This is a genomic window from Roseateles sp. (genome assembly GCF_039929605.1).
Lineage (GTDB): Bacteria > Pseudomonadota > Gammaproteobacteria > Burkholderiales > Burkholderiaceae_C > Pelomonas.
Genome location: NZ_JBDSQX010000003.1, coordinates 11,791 through 28,937, shown reverse-complemented (window position 1 = coordinate 28,937; position 17,147 = coordinate 11,791). Strand labels below are relative to the sequence as shown.

Below are 17,147 nucleotides of genomic sequence, written 5' to 3'. Positions count from 1 at the left end.
CAGGTGCGGGTGCGGGTGCCGGCGTTGGGGCAGGTGCGGGTGCGGGTGCCGGCGTTGGGGCAGGTGCAGGTGCTGGCGTTGGGGCAGGCGCAGGCGCAGGTGCAGGTGCAGGTGCAGGTGCAGGTGCAGGTGCAGGTGCAGGTGCAGGTGCAGGTGCGGGCGCGGGTGCGGGCGCGGGTGCGGGTGCGGGAGCGGGCGCTGGGGCAGGCGCTGGCTCGGGAGCCGGTGTGGGAGCTGGCGGTGGCGCAGGTGCCGGTGCAGTGGATACCGGGGAGGCGAGATCCTCAGCGACCTTGTCGCCCGATGTACGCCGCGGGGTCTGGGGCGACGGGCCCGCAGCGACCACCGTGCCGGCCTCGGCCGCGTTGGCCGGCTGCAGGTACATCAGCTGCTGCACGCTGACGCCTGGTTTCACCGAACGGTTCGGCGCGTAGGCCGACGAGCCCTTGGGCACATCGACGCAGCCGCCGTCGTTGCAGACCGCCACGAGGCCGCCGATCACGCCGACGCGCAAGCCGTTGTCTACGTCGGCGGTGTACTCGGTGCCGCGGATGCCGATAGTGCCCGATGGGGTGTCGAGCTTGTAGTTGCTGGTGCGGGGCTTGCCGATGGTGCCGCTGATGGTGCGCAAGCCGCCGCCCAGCAGGCTCATGAAGCCGCGTTCGTCGTCTCCGGCGGGGCTGGCGAGGTGGTAGTCGTCAAGCCGCAGCGTCGTGCGTTCGCCCAGCGCCATCATGGCGCCGTCGACCATGCGCAACTGCACGCGGCCCTTGCCGGTCCGCACCGTTTCGCCGGACTCGATGGCTTCACCGGTCTTCAGCTCGCGGGCCACGCCCTTGGCCGAGACCACGCGCACGTCTCCGCTCGTGAACAGGGCCGTGGCCGCCGGTGCCGCCCAGGCCAGGCCGTTGACGACGCACAGCGCCGCTGCTGCCAGCGCATGGCGAAGGCCGGTGGCCGGCGCGGGGGAGTGGCCCCGGGGCGTGCCCGGTCGGTGTCGAAGGCCCTGGATGCGGCTCATTGGAAGCTCCTGTGGGCGGTGATCTGGAAGACGTTGCGCGCGTAGTCGTACAGCACGACGTTGGACCCGACCCGCGCGCGGCGGGCCTGGGCGACCCACTGCCAGCGCGCGTTGGCGCTCCAGCGCAGGCCGGCGGAAAAGTCGTTCTGCCCGTCCCGGCGAGCCATGTCGAAGAACGGCTCGGTGCCGCCGTAGCGGCGCCGTTCGTATTGCCATTCACCGAAGCCCGTCACCGTGGCCGCCAGGCGCTGCTCCACACCCAGCCGCAGGCCGGCGCCGTGGTGGCCGAAGTTGGCGAAAGCCGATGCCCTGGCGCGCTCCTGCACGGCGTAGGCACTGCCGTAGGCCAGCGGCCCGGCGCCGTTGAACTGGCGCGCGCCGCCAACGCCGAGCAGCAGGCGGTCGGTGTCGCGCTCCGCCTGCCCCTTGTAGGCCTGGCGCGACCACTGGCCGAACACACTGGCCTGGGACGTGGCGTCGAGCTGCGCTTGCCACTGGGCCGTCAGGCCATTGGCCGTGCGGTACCGGCTGCCGCCGACCCAGGCCGTGTTGTTCTGCAGCGCAATGAGCTGGCTCTGCGTGCCGGCGGTGTGGCGCAGGCCGGCCGTGCCGTCGATGAAAACAGTGTTCATGTCGTGGACGACACGGTCCACCGTGGCGCGAAGATTTGCCGCAGCCACCAGCTTCCAGGACGGCGACAGCGCCGCCTCGGCATTCATGCCGCCCGCGCTGGAGAGCACCAGGTCATGTCGCTGGCGGTTCTCCGGCGTGGTCTGGAACAGGATGCCGCCGAACGCGGGGATCGCGAACCCGCCCTGGTGGGTGGCGCTGTTGACGTTGCTGTCGTGGGCAACGCCCAGTTCGACATAGCCCGACACCCTCGGGCCGGCAGCCGGTGCCACCTGGTCGACCACGCCGAGCACGCGGTCGATGGCAGCCGCAGCGCCGGCCGGCAGGTCGGCACGGCGCACCAGGCGCCACTGCTCGCGCGCGGCATCGGCATCGCCCGCGGCCAGGTAGGCGCGGCCGAGCTCGGCGCGGGCCAGCATGTCTTCGGGGCGCTGCTGCACGGCGCGCTCTAGCGCAAAGATGGCGCGCGTGATATGGCCGGCGTCGAGTGCGGCGACGCCCAGCAGGTAGTCGAAGCGAGCATCGCCCGCGCGGGTTACCTCGGCGCCGGCCAGCAGTGTGTAGGCGCCGGCGGCGTCATGCCGGTCCAGGCGAGCGTGTGCGTCGTCCAGCAACACATCCTGGGCGAAGGCGTTCGAGACAGACAACAGGGAAATGGCGAACGCGCAAAGCCGGCTGCGCAGCCCGAGCGCGGCGGCCCTTGTCCTGGAAAACAGGTGGAGCAACGAAACCTCTCATTCGACCGCAATGCTCGGCTGCATTGCGGTCGCCGCATCTTCAGCCAACGCTCGACGTTCTGAGGTTTTGGCGCCGCAGCGCCCGTGACATCCGTCGCGGATGTGTTTGTCAACAGGTAACCGCCGGGCGCTGTGCTGCCGGGCCCGCCCGGCTCGGCCGAGTCAGAGTTCCGTGCGCAACGCCCACAACTCGGGGAACAGCACCACGTCCAGCATCTTGCGCAGATAGCTCACGCCACCCGTGCCGCCCGTGCCGCGCTTGAAGCCAATGACGCGCTCCACCGTCGTCACATGCCGGAAGCGCCAGAGGCGGAAGGCGTCCTCCAGGTCCACCAGTTCCTCGCCCATCTGGTAGAGGTCCCAGTGGTCCTTGGGCGCGCGGTAGACGATCAACCAGGCGTCCTTCACGCCGTCATCGGCCGCGTAGGGCTGGGTCCAGTCGCGCTGCGTGTGCGAGGCCGGCACGGCGATGCCGCGGCGGGCCATCAGCTTCAGCACCTCGTCGTAGAGCGACGGCGCCTCGTAGGCTTGCTGCACCTGGGCGAGCAGGTCGGGCCGGTGCTCGTGCGGCTTCAGCATGGCCGCGTTCTTGTTGCCGAGCAGGAACTCGATGCGCCGGTACTGCGCGCTCTGAAAGCCGCTGCTCTTGGCGAGGTAGGGCCGCACGGCGCTGTACTCGGGCGGCGTCATCGTCGCCAGCACGTCCCAGGCGTGAACGAGCTGTTCCATGATGCGCGACACCCGGGCCAGCATCTTGAAGGCCTCGGGCAGGCGGTCGGCCGCCACGTGGGTGATGGCCGCATGCAGCTCGTGCAGCATCAGCTTCATCCACAGCTCCGACGTCTGGTGCTGCACGATGAACAGCATCTCGTTGTGGTCGGGCGAGAGCGGCTTCTGCGCGGTCAGGATGGCGTCGAGTTGCAGGTAGTCGCCGTAGCTCATCTCCTTGGAGAAGTCGAGCTGGGCGCCGTGGTGTTCTTGCGTGGTCACGGTTAGGTCACCTTCGAGCGATTGGTGAATTGCGGCGTGTCCCAGGCTTCGGTCGAGAGGATGTCGGCCAGCGTGTCCACCGCGTGCACCACATCGGCAAAGCCGTTGTAGAGCGGCGCAAAGCCGAAGCGCAGCAGCTCGGGGTCGCCGGCACGGAAGTCGCCGATGACGCCTCGGTCGATCAGCGCCTGCATGACGGCGTAGCCGTCCACGCCGCTCTGCAGCGCGAACGACACCTGCGAGCCGCGCAGCGACGCCTCGCGTGGCGTGGCGATGACGGCGCCCGGCACCTGCGCCTCCACCTCGCCAATGAAGGCCTCGGTCAGCGCCAGCGACTTGTTGCGCAGCGCCTTGATGCCGCCCAGCTTGAGCGCGGCGTCGTACACGTCCAGCGCCGTGTCCAGCCCCGTCATGGACAGCAAGGCCGGCGTGCCGCACTGGTACTGCTGGATGCCGGGCGCGGGCTGGTATTCGCTGTCGAAATCGAAGGGTGACGCATGACCCAGCCAGCCGGTCAGCGGCTGCCACACCTGACCTTCGTGGCGCGGGTGCATCCACACGAAAGCCGGCGCGCCGGGGCCGCCGTTGAGGTATTTGTAGCCGCAACCGATGGCGAAGTCGGCCGCGCTGCCCAGCAGGTCGATGGGCACCACGCCGGCGCTGTGCGCCAGGTCCCACACGGCCAGCGCGCCGGCCTGGTGGGCCCAGCGCGTCAGCAGCGCCATGTCGTGCATGCGGCCGCTGCGGTAGTTCACATGCGTCAGCATCAGCACGGCGCAGTGCTCGTCGAGCAGCGGCGGGATGTCCTCCGGCCGCTCGGCCAGGATCAACTCGCCGCCGTGCGCCCGCACCACGCTCTGCGCGATGTAGTTGTCGGTCGGGAAGTTGCTGCGCTCGCTGACGACGATCTTGCGTTTGCCCTGCTGCAGTTGCAGCGCCGCGTGCAGCACCTTGTAGAGGTTCACCGAGGTGGAGTCCGCCACCAGCACCTCGCCCGGGCGCGCGCCCAGCCACGGCGCCAGCCGGTCGCCCAGGCGGCGCGGCAGGTCGATCCAGCCCGCGGTGTTCCAGCTCTTGATGAGGCCCTGACCCCACTCCTGCTCCACGGCGCGCTGGATGCGCTCGGGTGTGGCGCGAGGCAGGGCGCCCAGCGAGTTGCCATCGAGGTAGGTGATGCCCTCGGGCAGCGTGAACAGCTTGCGCAGGCTGCGCAGGGGGTCGGCGGCGTCGAGCCGCTTGGCGTCGTCAAGGTTCATGGCAATTCCCTCAGGATGGCGCGCACGGGCGAAGCGCAGGCGCCTTGTAGTTTCAGGGGCAGGGCGATCAGTTCGTAGTCGCCCTCGGGCACGTCGTCGAGCACGAGGTTTTCCAGCACGCGCAAGTCCAGTCGGCGCAGTTGCTGGTGGCTGCTGAGCAGCTTGGAGTCGGCCGGGTCCACGCTCGGTGTGTCGATGCCGACGAGCCGCACGCCGCGCGCGGCCAGCCATTCGACGGCCTCGGGTGCGTAGGCCGTGAAGGCGGGGTTCCACACGGTGTCGGCCCGCGTGCAGCAGCGCACCAGCACGCGCGGGGGCAGGTCGGCTGCAGCGTGCTGCAGGTGCGCCACCGTGATCAGCGGTGCCGCGCCGAGGGCGTGGATGACGCGGCAGCGGCCGAGGTAGGTGTCCAGCGGCACCTGGTCGATGGCCGGCGCGTCGTTGGCGTAGTGCAGCGGCGCGTCGGCATGCGCGCCCACGTGGGGCGACATCGTGATGGCGCTGAGGTTGACGGGGCAGCCGGGCGACAACTGGGCTGTCCAGCGCAGCGCGTAGGGCTCGTCACCCGGGAAGATCGGCGCGTCAGGCGCGACGGTGGGCGAGATATCCCACAGGCGGGGCGAGGGGTGGGGAAGGGCGTTGGAACTGCTCATGGCGGCGGCACCATAGCGGCGGCGGATGCATCGTGGTGTCGGTTAATTCCAACTCCATGTCAACCGGCGTTGCGTCCGGCTTTGCCGCACAGGCGCCAAGGTCGGCAATCGCCGTTCCGAGGAGGGCGCTACCAGCGCCTGTTCACACGCCTGTCGTTGCCCTTGACGCCGTTGATTCCATCCGCGCCGTGCGCGGCCTGAGGCGGCATCAACTGCGCGGCCGTGCCGGCGCCCAGAGCCAGGTCGATGGCCTGGCGCTGGTCCATCACCCGGGGCCCCGCTGAATCGACTTCAATGCCTGCGGCCGTGGCCATCTGCTCAACCAGCGCCTCGCGCATGCGGCTGTAAAAAGGCCCGCGCTTTTCGCCGCGGGCGTCCACCAGGCCATCGGCCCAGGCCTGCAGCTGGCGTGCGTCTTCCGTGCGGCCGGCGTGCCACGCGGCCCAGGGCAGGGCGTCGGCCATCCACCAGACCATGTCGTCGGCCAACAGCAGGTGCAGGGCTTCGAGCGCCGACGCGTGCGCCTGCGGCCCGCCCATGCGCAGTTGCAGCGACGCAGCCGTGGCCACGAGGAAGAGCTGTTCGCGCAGCAGGCCGTGAGCCCGCACCTCGTCTACCGCCGCCTGGCAGCGCGCGCAGGCTTCCTCGTCGCGGCCCAGCAGCGACAGCGCCTGCGCAATCGTGAACGTTGCCTGCCAGGCCTCGAAACTGGCGCCTGCGTTGCGGCAGATCTGGGCGCATTGCTCCATGCCCTGCAGAATGCCGGCCCAGTCCGCGCGCTGCCGGCACAGCATGGCCTGCATGCGCGCGTGGTGGCGGCGGGCAAAGGGCGGCCAGCCGGCCTGCAGGCAGGCGCCGATGCGCGCCACGAGGACACTGCCGTCGAAGGCTTCGCCCACGCGGTTCAGCAAGGAGAACTTGTTGTTCAGCGCCACGTAGCTGGCCACGTGGTCCTGCGCCTGGGCGTGCCCCAGCAACGCACGGCGTATCGCCGCCAGGGCCTGCACGGGGTCGCCCAGTTGGCCGTGGTTGGTGAAGACACCGTGGGCGTCGTCCAGCAGCAATTGCGTGCCCGCCGAAAGCACGGGCGGTTGGGCCGCTTGCAGCGCCAGCGCCCGCTGCAGCCAGGCCCAGCCTTCGCGCCGGTTGCCGCTGCGCAGCCACAGGTGCATGCTGCTGGCGGCCAAGGCGGCGGCCGTGTCCACCGCTTCGGCCGGGGCACCAGGGGCCAGGCCAAAGCGCAGCGCGGCACGCAGGCTGTCGATGTCGGGCCGCAGCAGCGGCAGCCAGTGCAGCGTGGGCGTGAACAGTTCGGTGCGGCGCAGGTCTTTGAAGCGCCGTGCCATCCAGCGCAGGTGGCGCAGGCGAGCATCCGTCTCGCGGCCGGTCTCGGCCAGGCCGTCCAGCGCCATGCGTCGTACGCTGTCGAACAGGCGCAGGCGCAGGCGCAGGCCTTGCGGCGTGGTGTCGGCCACCACCAGTGACCGGGCGCGCAGTTCCTCCAGCAGTTCCAGCGCCACGTCGTCGCCCAGCAAGCCTTCGGCGTCTTCGACGCTGAAGCTGCCGGCGAACACGGCCAGGCTTTGCAAGGCTTCGCGCTCTGCGTCGGCCAACAGGCTGAACGTCCAATCCAGGGCTGCGGCCAGCGTGCGGTGGCGGGCGGCGGCGTCACGCGGGCCGCGTGTGAGCAGGGCGAAGCGTTGGTCCAGGCGCAGCCGCACGCCGGCCACACCCAACATGGGCACCCGGGCGGCGGCCAGTTCCAGCGCCAGCGGCACGCCGTCCAGTGCTCGGCAGATGGCCGCGATGTCAGCGTGCTCGGCCGGCTGCGGCGCCCATTGCGGCAGCAACTGGTGGATGCGCGCGCACAGCAGCTGCGCGGCGGCATAGCCTTCGGGCGGCGGCGCGCTGTCGCCCTTGTCGCTGGGCAGGGCCAGCGGGGCCAAGGGCAGCACGCGTTCACTGCCCAGGCGCAAAGGCAGCTGGCTGGTCACCAGCAGGCAAACGCCGGGCGCTGCGGCCAGTACGGCACTGACCAACTCGGCCACCGCGTCGACCAGGTGCTCGGCGTTGTCCAGCAACAGCAGCAGGCGCTGACCGGCCAGCGCCTGGGCCAGGGCCGCAGCGCTGCCGGCCGCGTGCTCGCCCAGGTGCAGCAGCTGCGCCAGGCTCGGCACGATCAGGGCGGGGTCGGTCAGGTCTTCCAGGCGCAGCAGCCAGCGGCCGTGGCGAGCGCCAACCGCGTCTTGCCGACGCCGCCCAGCCCCGTCAGCGTGGCCAGACGGTGGTGGGTCAGCAAGCTCGTCAACAAGGCCTGTTCGGTGGCACGGCCCAGCAGGGCTTCGCCACTGCCGGGCAGGTTGCCGGGCGAGGTGGCATCCGCCTGCGGCCTCACGCCCAAACCGGTGCCGCTCGTGTTGCCGGCCTGGGCCGCCAGCGGTTGCACCGAAGCCGCAAAACGGTAGCCCAGGCGCGGCACGGTCTCGATGTACAGCGGCGCCTTGGCATCGTCGCCCAAGGCCAGGCGCAGCATGTTTACTGCGCCCTTGAGCACCGATTCACTGACGTGCCGATGGCCCCAGACGGCATCCAGCACCTCGTCCTTCTTCAGCAAGCGGCCCGGGTGGGCGGCCAGCAGGGCCAGCACCTGGAGCGGCCGGCCTGCCAGGGCCAGCGGCTGGCCGGCACGGGTGACACGGGCCTGGGCGGCATCCAACACATAAGGCCCGAAGGCCACCGGGCCTTGCGGGGCTGGCGACAGCGCTGCGGGTTCAGGGTTCATTGGGGGCGGATTGTGTCGTCGACTTGTTGCCGCTGACTTTTGTCACTGACGCCGGTGTGACCAAAGCCTGACCGCCGTCTGACGACTTCCGGGGCGGCTCTCCAGACACTGCGGTCACGCCGAAACGGCTTTCTTCACACACACCAACCCACCCACTCTGGACCCACATGAACGCTCTCACCCGCATCACCCAACTTAGCGCCGCCTGCGCCTTGACTCTTGCCGCCAGCCTGGCGCAAGCCCAGGTCACCATCGACCAGAACAAGGCCCTGGCCGGCAACATCACCCCAGGCGACGCGCCGGGTTATCCGATCACCATCACGCGCCCCGGGCTCTACAAGTTGGTGGGCAACCTCAGCGTGCCGGGCGGCACGGACGGTATTCAGATCGCCGCTGATGACGTGACGATCGACATGAACGGCTTCACGCTGGGCGGCAGCGTCAGCTGCACGCGCAACAGCCAGACACGCGTGGTGTCCTGCGCTTTCGGCGCCGGTTTCAGCACCGGCATCGACAGTTCCTTCAAGGGCGCCTTCAATGGCTTCGTCGTGCGTGACGGCACCGTGCGCGGTTTCGGCCAGGGTGTGCGGGGGGTCGAGGGCGAAACGCTGCTGCGAATGCACATCACGCAGAACGAGGGATACGGCGTGGCAACCGCAATGACCTTCGCGGGCATGTCGATCATCGACAGCATCGTCGATCTCAACGGGTCGACGGGGATCGCCGTTGGCAACGGGCTCATCCGGGGCAGCCGGGTCGGCCATAACGGCAAAAACGGCATCCAGACCAGCAACATGATCGTCGAGAGCAGCTTCGTGATGGGCAACAAGAACATCGGCATGCAATCGGGCGCTGCGCGGGGCGTGTGGCTGCTGAGCAATGGCACCAACCGCGACAGCGTGCAGTCGCTCGGCGGCAACATCGACAGCACGGTGATTTTCTGAGCGGTCTGCGCCACGCGCTCGGACTGCCTGTCTTCAACCTGGAGCTATCCATGATCTCGACCATCCCCGTCTTCACCCGCCACGCCGCCATGTTTTGCGCGGCGGCGGCCCTGGTCGGTCTCGGCACCGCCGCCCCGTCGGCCGTCAACGCAGCGCCCGTGACCTACGCCTTCACCGGCGTGGTCGATGACGACGAAGCCAACCGGGGCTACGGCAGCTTCACCGGCAGCTTCACCTTCGACAGCGCCGCCACCGACGCCATCGCCGACCCCAGCACCGGGGCCTATGCCCACAGCGGCGCACCCTGGGGCCTGACGCTGGCCTTCGACGGCGGTGCGGCGTTCACCTTGAGCGACAGCTTCCACGTGCTGGTCAGCAATGACCTGCTGGGCACCGACCAATGGGGCCTGCTGGCGCAGGACGCTTCGCAATCGATCAGCATGACTTTCACCGACCTGGGCGGCCTGGTGTTCGGTAGCGATGTCATGCCCTTGCCCGCCGGTGGTTTGACACTGGCCGCCTTCAGCACCAGCGGGTTGCGCTGGGAAACCGGCGCCGGCGCGCTGCAAGGGCATATGGACACGCTGGCCTGTGGCAGCGGCTGCGTGGGTGGCGGCGGTGGCGGTGGCGGTGGCGGCGGCGGTGGTGGTGGTGGTGGTGGTGGTGGTGGTGGTGGTGGCGCGGTGCCGCCCAACCGCCTCCCTGAGCCGTCCAGCCTGTTGCTGGCTTCGCTGGGCCTTGGCCTGATGCTGCGCCGTCAGCAGCAGCGCGCGCGCCATGAACGCCCGTGACATCGCGCTGGTGCGCGAAAGCCATGCCTGGGTGGCGCCCGTGGCCGACCAAGCCGCCGCGCAGTTCTATGACCGCGTGTTCGAGCGCGCGCCCAGCGTGGCCACCCTGTTCCGCGGCGACATGGCTCAGCAGGGCGCACGCCTGATGGCCATGATCGGCGCGGCGGTGGGTTTGCTGGACGACATGGACAAGCTCAACGGCGTGCTCGTGGAGCTGGGCCGCCGCCATGTCGGCTACGGCGTGCAGCCGGGGCATTACGAAGTGGTTGGCGGCGCCTTGTTGGACACCCTGGCTGCGGCGCTGGGCCCGGCGTTCACGGCTGACCACCGCTTGGCGTGGGCTGCTCTGTATGGGCACGTCAGTCGCACGATGCAGGCGCCATCGACCGTGGCGGCCTAAGCGACAGCCGGTCCGGTGCCGGTTCAGCGCCGGAACTTGCCCGACTGGTCAATGATGGCCGGGGCCACGTAGTCCAGGCCGCTGTGGTCCTTGGCGCTGTAGCCCAGCTCGATGCCGCGCAGGTCGCGCTCCAGCAGGTTCAGCTCTTCGTCGAGGCTGAGTCGGCCGCGGAAGGCGCGGCCTGCCTTGCCGTACCAGTACTCGGCATCCTCCAGGTCGCCTTCCTGCACATGCACCAGTGCATGCAGCCAGGCCGCCTCCGGCGAGTCGTGCAGCTGCACCGCGTCGTGGGCCTTTGTCCAATGGCCTGCGCGCAGCAGCGCCAGCACGTCCAGCAATTTGTCGTTCATGGCGGTTCCTCTTTGTCAGCCTTCGGTGGCGGCGGGCGGAGCCTGGTCCCAGGGCTCGCCTGCAAACCGGGCGGCGAGAAAGTCCACCAGCAGCCGCAGCGCCAGCGGCTGGTGCTGGCGCGACAGATACAGCGCATGAATGCCCAGCACTTCGGGCTCATGCTCGGGCAGCAGCGGCACGAGCCGGCCGGCGCGCAGATCATCACCCAGGTAGTAGGTGGGCAGCATGCCCACGCCGGCGCCGGCCAGCACGGCGCGCCGCAGCACCGCCGTCTCATTGGTGTGAAAGCACCAGTCCACCGGTACCGCGATCGACTCGCCCGCCCGTGTGAAGCGGTACTGTCGGCCGATGCCGAAGGCATGCGCCACGCAGCGATGGCGCAGCAGGTCCTCGGCCGTGCGCGGTGTGCCGTGGCGCTGCAGATACGCGGGCGACGCGCACAGCACCGAGCGGCAGCGCGCCAGCGGGCGTGCAATCACGGCGGGGTCCAGGTTGTTGGTGATGCGAACGGCCAAGTCGACTCGCTCGGTCACGAGATCGGTGGCCTTGTCGGCTACCGACAGCATCACCTCCACCTGCGAGTGCAGCTGCTGGAAGTCCACCAGCGCCGCCGTGAGATGCGCATCGGCGAATGAACCCGACGCCGCGAGCCGCAACACGCCCGACGGCTCACGGCTGCCCTCGCCCGCCAGGTGCTGGGTCTCCAGCGCCAGGTCCAGCAGCTGCCGGCAGGCGGGCAGGGCGGCCGTGCCGGCGTCCGTCAGGCTGAGCCGGCGCGTCGTGCGGTGTAGCAGCCGCGCGCCGAACCAGCCCTCGGCCGCCGCCAGATAGCGGCTCACCATGGCGGTGGACATCTCCAGCCGCTCCGCCGCCTGAGTCAGGCTGCCCCGGTCGGCCACTTCCACAAACACCTGCACGGCGGTCAGTCGGTCCATGGCTTCGAGGTATTGCGTCGATTGAGGAAATAAACCGTCAACTGGAACGGGCTTTATCAACCATAACGCAAAACCTAGAGTTCACCCCACACCCTGCCCACCCACCGGAGACGCTCATGTTCACCCTCACTCACCTCGCCCGCCGCCTGTTGCCCGCCCTGGCGCTCGGCATGGTCGCCGCCGGCGGCGCCCAGTCCGAAACTGCCGCGCCGTTGACCCTCAAGGTCTACAACGGCGACGGCAACAGCTTCAACGTCAATGCCGTGGTCGTCAGCGGCAAGACCGAGGCCCTCGTCATTGACACCGGCTTCACCCGCGCCGACGCGCTGCGCGTGGCCGCCAACGTGCTGGACAGCGGCAAGACGCTGAAGACCATCTTCATCAGCAATGCCGACCCGGACTTCTACTTCGGCGCCGAGACGCTCAAGAGCCTCTTCCCCCAGGCCCGCGTGCTGACCACGCCGGCCGTGCGCGACAAGATCCAGGCCAAGCTGGCGGCCAAGCTCGCCTTCTGGGGCCCCAAGATGGGCGCCAATGCGCCCGTGCAGCCCATCGTGCCCGAGGCGCTGCAGGGCACCAGCCTGACGGTGGACGGCCAGGCCGTCGAAGTGCGCGGCACCACCGGCGAACTGGCCCACCGGCCCTACATGTGGATCCCGTCGATCAAGGCCGTCGTCGGCAATATCGCCATCTTCGGCGGCCTGCACGTCTGGACGGCCGACACCCAAAAGCCCTCGGAGCGCCAGGCCTGGTTCGCCCAGCTGGACGAGATCGAGGCGTTGCAGCCCACCACCGTCGTGCCCGGCCACATGGCCGCCGGCACCGCGCTGGACGTCAGCAGCGTGCGCTTCACCCGCGACTACCTGCGTCGCTTCGAGGCCGAGACCCCCAAAGCCAAGACCGGCGCCGAGCTGATCGACGCCATGAAGAAGGCCTACCCGCAACTGCCCCCGGGCCTGTCGCTGGACATTGGTGCCAAGGTCGCCAAGGGCGAAATGGCCTGGTGAACGACGGTGGCGCCGCCCGGCGCCACTCCTGCAAGCCAACCTGCCGAGCCCCGCATGAACAACACCCTCCTCCACTACGTCTACGACCCGCTGTGCGGCTGGTGCTGGGGCGCTGCGCCGCTGGTGCACGCAGCCCGCGCGGCGCTGCCGGTGCGCCTGCACGCCGGCGGCATGATGACCGGCGCACGGCGCCAGCGCGTCACGCCCGAGCTGCGCGCCTTCGTGGCGCCGCATGACGAGCGCATCGCCCAGCTCAGCGGCCAGCCCTTCGGCGCCGCCTACCGCGACGGCCTGCTGCGCGACCCGCTCGCCGTGTTCGACTCCGAGCCGCCCACCGCAGCCATCCTCGCCGCCGAGGCCCTGGGCGGCCGCGGGCTGGACATGCTCGCCCAACTGCAAACGGCCCACTACGTGCTGGGCCTGCGCATCGCCGACCGCGCCGTGCTGGTCGAGCTGGCCTGCGGCATCGGCCTGCCCCAACCCGCCTTTGCCGACGAGCTCGACCGCCAGAGCGCCGGCCCGGTGCAGGCCCATGTGCAGCAGACCCGCGCCTTCATGGCCGCGTCGGGCGCACAGGGCTTTCCCAGTTTTGTGCTGGAAGGGCCAACCGGCCTGCAACGGGTGGATGCGTCGGCCTACCTGGGGCGCCCCGAGGCCTTTGTCGCCGCGCTTGACGGCCTGCTCGCCCAGTTGCCTGCCACAGCCGGCGCCTCGCCAGCGCTGTGCGATGCCGACGGCTGCGCGCTGTGAGGTGGAGCTGCCCATGAAAACCAACCTGCAGATCGTGACCGACCACTACGCCGCGTCGGCCCGGGGAGACCTCGCCGCCATGATGGCCGACGTCGCCGCTGACGTCGCCTGGACCGAGATGGCCGGCTTTCCCTGCGCTGGCACCTGGATAGGCCCCGAGCAGGTCACGCGCCATGTCTTCGAGGTGCTGGCTCGCGACTGGGACGACTACCGCTTCACGCTGGAGCGGATCATTGACGGTGGCGAGCAACTGGTGGGCATCGGCAGCTACAGCGGTCGCTGTCGCGCCACCGGCAGAGCCATGCAGGCGCGCGTGGCGCATGTGTGGCAGCTGTCCGGCGGGCAGGTCGTGGCGTTCGAGCAGTTCACCGACACCTTGCTGGTGGCGAGGGCGATGCAGGCTTGAGTGGGGCGGGCGGCGCAGACGCTGTCGCAGAGGATCGTCGCCAATGAGGTTGGCTGTGGGGGATCCGTCCGGCCGCCTGCTGTCCAGCCGGGGCGGCGTGCTCAACGGGCAGCGCCGCTGAACTGGCCCAGCGTTCAGCGACGGAACTTGCCTGACTGGTCAATGATGGCCAGGTCTACATAGTCCAGGCCGGTGTGGTCCTTGGCGCTGTAGCCCAGCTCGATGCCGCCCAGGTCGAAGTGGCCCATGTTCTCTAGCGCATCGCGCAGGCTCTGGCGCGTGGGCTGCTTGCCGGCGTGCTTCAGACCCTCCACCAGCACCTTGGCCGACACGTAGCCCTCCACCGTGGTGGGCGTCAGCTCAATACCGGCCTTCTGCGCCGCCTCCAGCGCCTCCTTGATGACGGGCTTGGCAATCGAGCGCTCGTAGGGGAACACCTGGCTGACGATGACGCCGTAGGCGATGTCGCCCAGGCCCTTGATGAAGCCGGCCGACGCGTTGTTCGACAGGGTCACCAGCTGCGCCGTCGAGCCGGCCGCCCGTACGGCCTTCATGCCCTGCACGACGGCCGTGCCCGAGCCGATGAACAGCACCGCCTGCGGCTGACTGGCCAGCAGCTTGGGCACCAGTGGGCCGAAGTCGGGCGTGGCACGGTCGTACTTCTCGTGGGCCACGGCCACCTTGTTGACCTTGGACAGCCCGTGCAACGCGCCCACCACGGCGTCTTCGCCAAAGGAGTCGTCCACCTGCAGGATGGCGATGCGCTCGACACCGATCAGGCTCAGATGCTCGATGGTCCGCTCCGCCTCGCGCTGGTAGGTGGCGCGCACGTTGAACAGCCAGGGGTGCACGGGCTTGTGCAGCGCCATCGCGCCGGTAGACGGCGCCACGAGCGGGATCCTGTGCTCGGTCAGCAGCGGCATGATCGCCTGCGTCAGCGGCGTGCCGCGGTTCAGGAAGAGGGCGATCACGCCCTGGTCGATCAGTGCCTTGGCGTTGGTCACAGCCAGCTTGGCGTCGAACTTGTCGTCCAGCGACACCAGCGTGATCTTCTGGCCATTGACGCCGCCGCCGGCGTTGACGATGTCGAAGTAGAGCTTGGCGCCCTGCGTCGCCTCCTTCACGCTGGCCGCGACCGTGCCGGTGTAGCCGGCGGTCTGGCCGATGGTGATGTCCGCCCGGGCCGATGGGGCTGCCAGAGCGGCCAACGCGGCCGCCGTGAAAGCGACGGTGAAGAGGCGGCTGGCCCGCTGCCGAAATGACGTCATGTGCTGTCTCCTACTGCACCAAGCTGCGGCGAGCTCTGGGTGCTCAGGGCAGCCCACGCGCGGGTTGCAATTCAAGCATAGCCGGGCCGGGCGCAGCGCATCGGCGTGATGTGGATAGTGCGTATGTCGAGATCGGAGGCAGCACAGCGCAAGGGCTCGGCGCCCGCCATACAGGCGCAGGCGCACCAATTGCCTCAGCCGGGCTGGAGCACGTCCAACCCATGGAGTTCGATCATGAAGTCACGCCGCCCACACACTGTTTGGCTGGAGACATCAACGTGAACCCGACCATCACTGCTTTTGAGGACTCGCCTGATGAAGGCAAGGGGCTGGCGCGTGACATGCGCGTCCGCTGGGCGCTTGAAGAGGTTGGGCAGCCCTACCACGTTCGCCTCCTGTCCATGGCCGCATTGAAGGAGGCCGCGCATCTTGCGCTCCATCCTTTCGGGTCCATTCCGACCTACGAGGAAGGCGATCTGGTGCTGTTCGAATCGGGTGCGATCGTCTTGCACATCGCCGACAGCCGCGCCGGCCTGTTGCCACATGACGCCGATGCCCGGCGCCGCGCCATTGCTTGGATGTTCGCCGCGCTCAATACGGTCGAACCGCCGATCGTCGAGCGCGAAATGGCGCTGTTTTTCGAGCAGGACAAGACCTGGCATCAGGAGCGCATGCGCGGCCTCGATGAGCGTGTGCGAAGCCGGTTGAGCAGCTTGTCGACCCGGCTGGGCGACGCCGAATGGCTCGACGGCTCATTCAGTGCGGGCGATCTGTTGATGATCGAGGTGCTGCTCCGGCTGGAGGGCGAGCTTGTGGACGAGTTCCCGAACCTTTGCGCCTTCGTCGCCCGCGGCCAAGCGCGGCCCGCCTTTCAGCGCGCCTTTGCGGCCCAGCGAAAAGTCTTTGAGGACAACAAGGCGCCAGCGTGACTGTGACCTTGCGCATGACGTTCACCTAGCACTGCGGGCCGGCAGGCCCGCAGTGCCGTGACTACTTCGCCGTGACGGAGAAGTTCTTCGACCCGAAGTTCATGCCGCCGGACGACGACGTGATCTCGAAGCCGTACTGCACGTCACCCACGACCAGGTCGGCCATCCAGCCGCGGTTCTTCAGGTAGTTGAGGATGGCCAGCACGTCGATGGTCGTGTTGTTCGTCTTCGACGTGCGCAGGAAGGAATAGACCATGTTGGCGCCGTTGGTGCCGCGGTAGACATTCCAGGTGGAACCGCCCACGTTCACGTTGGTGTAGACGGGGATGGCACATCCCTGTGCGGTCCAGTTGTAGGAGATGGGCTTGACGTTGCCGCAGCCACCGGCCGTGCCGGTGTAGTTGAGCCACAGCATGATCTCGTGGGCGTTGTTGCCCACCCAGACGTCGAAGGTGGATGCCCAAGCTCCGCCTGAGGGCGTGACTGCCGAGATCGTCGACGACAGCTGCGACAGCGAGCTGATGGTGCGGTTGACGGTGTAGGAGATGTGCGGGTACGACTTGATCCCGCCGGTATTGGGCTGGTCGGACCAAACACCCCAGTCGCTGTTCGTGTTGGCCCAGATCGTCTGTGCACCTGCGGCCACGCCACTGCACGGCGACCAGACGTCGTTGTTGAAGCCGTATCTTCCGTAGGTCCAGGAGGCGAAGAGATTGCTGGCCGAGCACGATGCCGTGGCCGGCGAGGAAGCGCCCCAGGTGGCGGCCTGAACGCCGGGGGCGGCGAGGGCCATGGCGACAAAAGCGGCAGCGCCCAACGCGCGGTGAGTTGATTTCATAGGTCTCCGTTGTGGTTGAAGTCGTGATCGCCCGCGACCGTGACCTTTGTGCGTGGCAACGTTGTCAGGGGCGAATTAATTCGAGCGCTGAACATTTAGTTCGACCATCGGGCTTACCCGGCCATATGAAACGAGCTGTCGCGCCTCAGCGGCCGGGTCGGGCGTCGATGAAGGGCGCCATCGCGCCGGTGGGCGGCGCCAGCAGCGGGACCTGTGCTCGCTCAGCAGCGGCATGACGGCCTGCGCGAGCGTGAACCTGGGTGGGTGCTTGCAGCGGGTGGTGGCGCAGGAGAGTTCCGGATCGGCGGGCATCCGCGTGAAGAGATCCCGTGAGTCGCGTAGTTCGCAATCAGGCGCACCGTGACGGGCCCGTTGCGTGCAGTACGCTGCGCCGCAATTGCATCAGGCCAGGGGGAAAAGCTGAGGACCGTGCGCTGCTGGGCCCTGTGGCCGATCCTG

The 17,147-nt window shown here is 69.0% G+C and carries 18 protein-coding genes; 7 read left to right on the top strand and 11 right to left on the bottom strand.

Annotation, left to right across the window (positions count from 1 at the left end; translation table 11 throughout):
• From ABIS05_RS00530 to ABIS05_RS00500, 7 genes are all read right to left on the bottom strand, one after another.
• Window positions 1-1,021, bottom strand: a 1,021-nt coding sequence (locus tag ABIS05_RS00530) for a FecR family protein (RefSeq protein ID WP_348010437.1), incomplete at its 3' end; no start/stop codon positions are given.
• The gene (locus ABIS05_RS00525; protein WP_348010436.1) at window positions 1,018-2,298 is read right to left on the bottom strand and encodes a surface lipoprotein assembly modifier; all 1,281 of its coding nucleotides are present in this window, start codon (window positions 2,296-2,298) and stop codon (window positions 1,018-1,020) included. The genes ABIS05_RS00525 and ABIS05_RS00530, both read right to left, overlap by 4 nt.
• Window positions 2,299-2,550: 252 nt before the next feature.
• On the bottom strand, window positions 2,551-3,378 hold the full coding sequence (kynA, locus tag ABIS05_RS00520) for a tryptophan 2,3-dioxygenase (protein ID WP_348010435.1): 828 nt from the start codon (window positions 3,376-3,378) through the stop codon (window positions 2,551-2,553).
• 2 nt (window positions 3,379-3,380) lie between these two features.
• Complete coding sequence (gene kynU, locus ABIS05_RS00515; protein WP_348010434.1) at window positions 3,381-4,634, bottom strand: kynureninase; 1,254 nt, start codon at window positions 4,632-4,634, stop codon at window positions 3,381-3,383.
• Entirely contained in the window at window positions 4,631-5,287 is a 657-nt protein-coding gene (gene kynB / locus ABIS05_RS00510) for an arylformamidase (protein ID WP_348010433.1), read from the bottom strand. Before kynB ends, kynU begins: the two co-directional genes overlap by 4 nt.
• A 128-nt stretch (window positions 5,288-5,415) precedes the next feature.
• Window positions 5,416-7,464, bottom strand: coding sequence for a hypothetical protein (locus ABIS05_RS00505; RefSeq protein WP_348010432.1), 2,049 nt, complete (start codon window positions 7,462-7,464; stop codon window positions 5,416-5,418).
• Between the two features lie 17 nt (window positions 7,465-7,481).
• A complete protein-coding gene (locus tag ABIS05_RS00500; RefSeq protein ID WP_348010431.1) occupies window positions 7,482-8,069 on the bottom strand; it encodes a winged helix-turn-helix domain-containing protein in 588 nt (195 codons plus the stop codon).
• Between the two features lie 167 nt (window positions 8,070-8,236).
• Here ABIS05_RS00500 and ABIS05_RS00495 point away from each other — a divergent pair, with 167 nt between their 5' ends.
• From ABIS05_RS00495 to ABIS05_RS00485, 3 genes are read left to right on the top strand one after another with little or no spacing between them, the layout of a single operon-like run.
• A complete protein-coding gene (locus tag ABIS05_RS00495; RefSeq protein ID WP_348010430.1) occupies window positions 8,237-9,013 on the top strand; it encodes a hypothetical protein in 777 nt (258 codons plus the stop codon).
• A gap of 50 nt (window positions 9,014-9,063) precedes the next feature.
• Window positions 9,064-9,804 (top strand): hypothetical protein, encoded by a 741-nt coding sequence (locus ABIS05_RS00490; protein ID WP_348010429.1) that lies wholly within the window; start codon window positions 9,064-9,066, stop codon window positions 9,802-9,804.
• On the top strand, window positions 9,791-10,204 hold the full coding sequence (locus ABIS05_RS00485) for a globin domain-containing protein (RefSeq protein ID WP_348010428.1): 414 nt from the start codon (window positions 9,791-9,793) through the stop codon (window positions 10,202-10,204). The genes ABIS05_RS00490 and ABIS05_RS00485 overlap by 14 nt, the downstream gene beginning before the upstream one ends.
• Window positions 10,205-10,227: 23 nt before the next feature.
• On the opposite strand, the gene ABIS05_RS00480 is transcribed toward ABIS05_RS00485, so the two are convergent.
• Both ABIS05_RS00480 and ABIS05_RS00475 read right to left on the bottom strand, forming a co-directional pair.
• Complete coding sequence (locus tag ABIS05_RS00480; protein ID WP_348010427.1) at window positions 10,228-10,554, bottom strand: hypothetical protein; 327 nt, start codon at window positions 10,552-10,554, stop codon at window positions 10,228-10,230.
• 15 nt (window positions 10,555-10,569) lie between these two features.
• Entirely contained in the window at window positions 10,570-11,490 is a 921-nt protein-coding gene (locus ABIS05_RS00475) for a LysR family transcriptional regulator (protein ID WP_348010426.1), read from the bottom strand.
• A gap of 170 nt (window positions 11,491-11,660) precedes the next feature.
• Between ABIS05_RS00475 and ABIS05_RS00470 the strand changes: the two genes are divergently transcribed.
• Genes ABIS05_RS00470 through ABIS05_RS00460 form a run of 3 tightly spaced genes read left to right on the top strand, consistent with a single transcriptional unit; the run spans window position 11,661 to window position 13,653 of the window.
• Window positions 11,661-12,497, top strand: coding sequence for an MBL fold metallo-hydrolase (locus tag ABIS05_RS00470; protein WP_407074845.1), 837 nt, complete (start codon window positions 11,661-11,663; stop codon window positions 12,495-12,497).
• A 54-nt stretch (window positions 12,498-12,551) separates the two neighbouring features.
• On the top strand, window positions 12,552-13,247 hold the full coding sequence (locus ABIS05_RS00465) for a DsbA family protein (RefSeq protein WP_348010424.1): 696 nt from the start codon (window positions 12,552-12,554) through the stop codon (window positions 13,245-13,247).
• Window positions 13,248-13,260: 13 nt separating this feature from the next.
• Window positions 13,261-13,653: a nuclear transport factor 2 family protein gene (locus tag ABIS05_RS00460; RefSeq protein WP_348010423.1), complete on the top strand. Its 393-nt coding sequence runs from the start codon at window positions 13,261-13,263 to the stop codon at window positions 13,651-13,653.
• A 134-nt stretch (window positions 13,654-13,787) separates the two neighbouring features.
• Here the strand turns inward: ABIS05_RS00460 and ABIS05_RS00455 are convergent, their stop codons facing one another.
• Complete coding sequence (locus ABIS05_RS00455) at window positions 13,788-14,921, bottom strand: ABC transporter substrate-binding protein (RefSeq protein WP_348010422.1); 1,134 nt, start codon at window positions 14,919-14,921, stop codon at window positions 13,788-13,790.
• A gap of 278 nt (window positions 14,922-15,199) precedes the next feature.
• Here ABIS05_RS00455 and ABIS05_RS00450 point away from each other — a divergent pair, with 278 nt between their 5' ends.
• On the top strand, window positions 15,200-15,850 hold the full coding sequence (locus ABIS05_RS00450) for a glutathione S-transferase family protein (RefSeq protein WP_348010421.1): 651 nt from the start codon (window positions 15,200-15,202) through the stop codon (window positions 15,848-15,850).
• 61 nt (window positions 15,851-15,911) lie between these two features.
• On the opposite strand, the gene ABIS05_RS00445 is transcribed toward ABIS05_RS00450, so the two are convergent.
• The gene (locus ABIS05_RS00445) at window positions 15,912-16,688 is read right to left on the bottom strand and encodes a GH12 family glycosyl hydrolase domain-containing protein (protein ID WP_348010420.1); all 777 of its coding nucleotides are present in this window, start codon (window positions 16,686-16,688) and stop codon (window positions 15,912-15,914) included.
• Window positions 16,689-17,147 lie beyond the last annotated feature (459 nt).

Coding starts and splice junctions, on each gene's coding strand:
- ABIS05_RS00445 (WP_348010420.1), bottom strand. CDS start 16,688: ATGAAATCAACTCACCGCGCGTTGGGCGCTGCCGCTTTTGTCGCCATG.
- ABIS05_RS00455 (WP_348010422.1), bottom strand. CDS start 14,921: ATGACGTCATTTCGGCAGCGGGCCAGCCGCCTCTTCACCGTCGCTTTC.
- kynB (WP_348010433.1), bottom strand. CDS start 5,287: ATGAGCAGTTCCAACGCCCTTCCCCACCCCTCGCCCCGCCTGTGGGAT.
- ABIS05_RS00475 (WP_348010426.1), bottom strand. CDS start 11,490: ATGGACCGACTGACCGCCGTGCAGGTGTTTGTGGAAGTGGCCGACCGG.
- ABIS05_RS00490 (WP_348010429.1), top strand. CDS start 9,064: ATGATCTCGACCATCCCCGTCTTCACCCGCCACGCCGCCATGTTTTGC.
- ABIS05_RS00470 (WP_407074845.1), top strand. CDS start 11,661: ATGGTCGCCGCCGGCGGCGCCCAGTCCGAAACTGCCGCGCCGTTGACC.
- ABIS05_RS00465 (WP_348010424.1), top strand. CDS start 12,552: ATGAACAACACCCTCCTCCACTACGTCTACGACCCGCTGTGCGGCTGG.
- ABIS05_RS00485 (WP_348010428.1), top strand. CDS start 9,791: ATGAACGCCCGTGACATCGCGCTGGTGCGCGAAAGCCATGCCTGGGTG.
- ABIS05_RS00460 (WP_348010423.1), top strand. CDS start 13,261: ATGAAAACCAACCTGCAGATCGTGACCGACCACTACGCCGCGTCGGCC.
- kynU (WP_348010434.1), bottom strand. CDS start 4,634: ATGAACCTTGACGACGCCAAGCGGCTCGACGCCGCCGACCCCCTGCGC.
- ABIS05_RS00480 (WP_348010427.1), bottom strand. CDS start 10,554: ATGAACGACAAATTGCTGGACGTGCTGGCGCTGCTGCGCGCAGGCCAT.
- ABIS05_RS00495 (WP_348010430.1), top strand. CDS start 8,237: ATGAACGCTCTCACCCGCATCACCCAACTTAGCGCCGCCTGCGCCTTG.
- ABIS05_RS00500 (WP_348010431.1), bottom strand. CDS start 8,069: ATGAACCCTGAACCCGCAGCGCTGTCGCCAGCCCCGCAAGGCCCGGTG.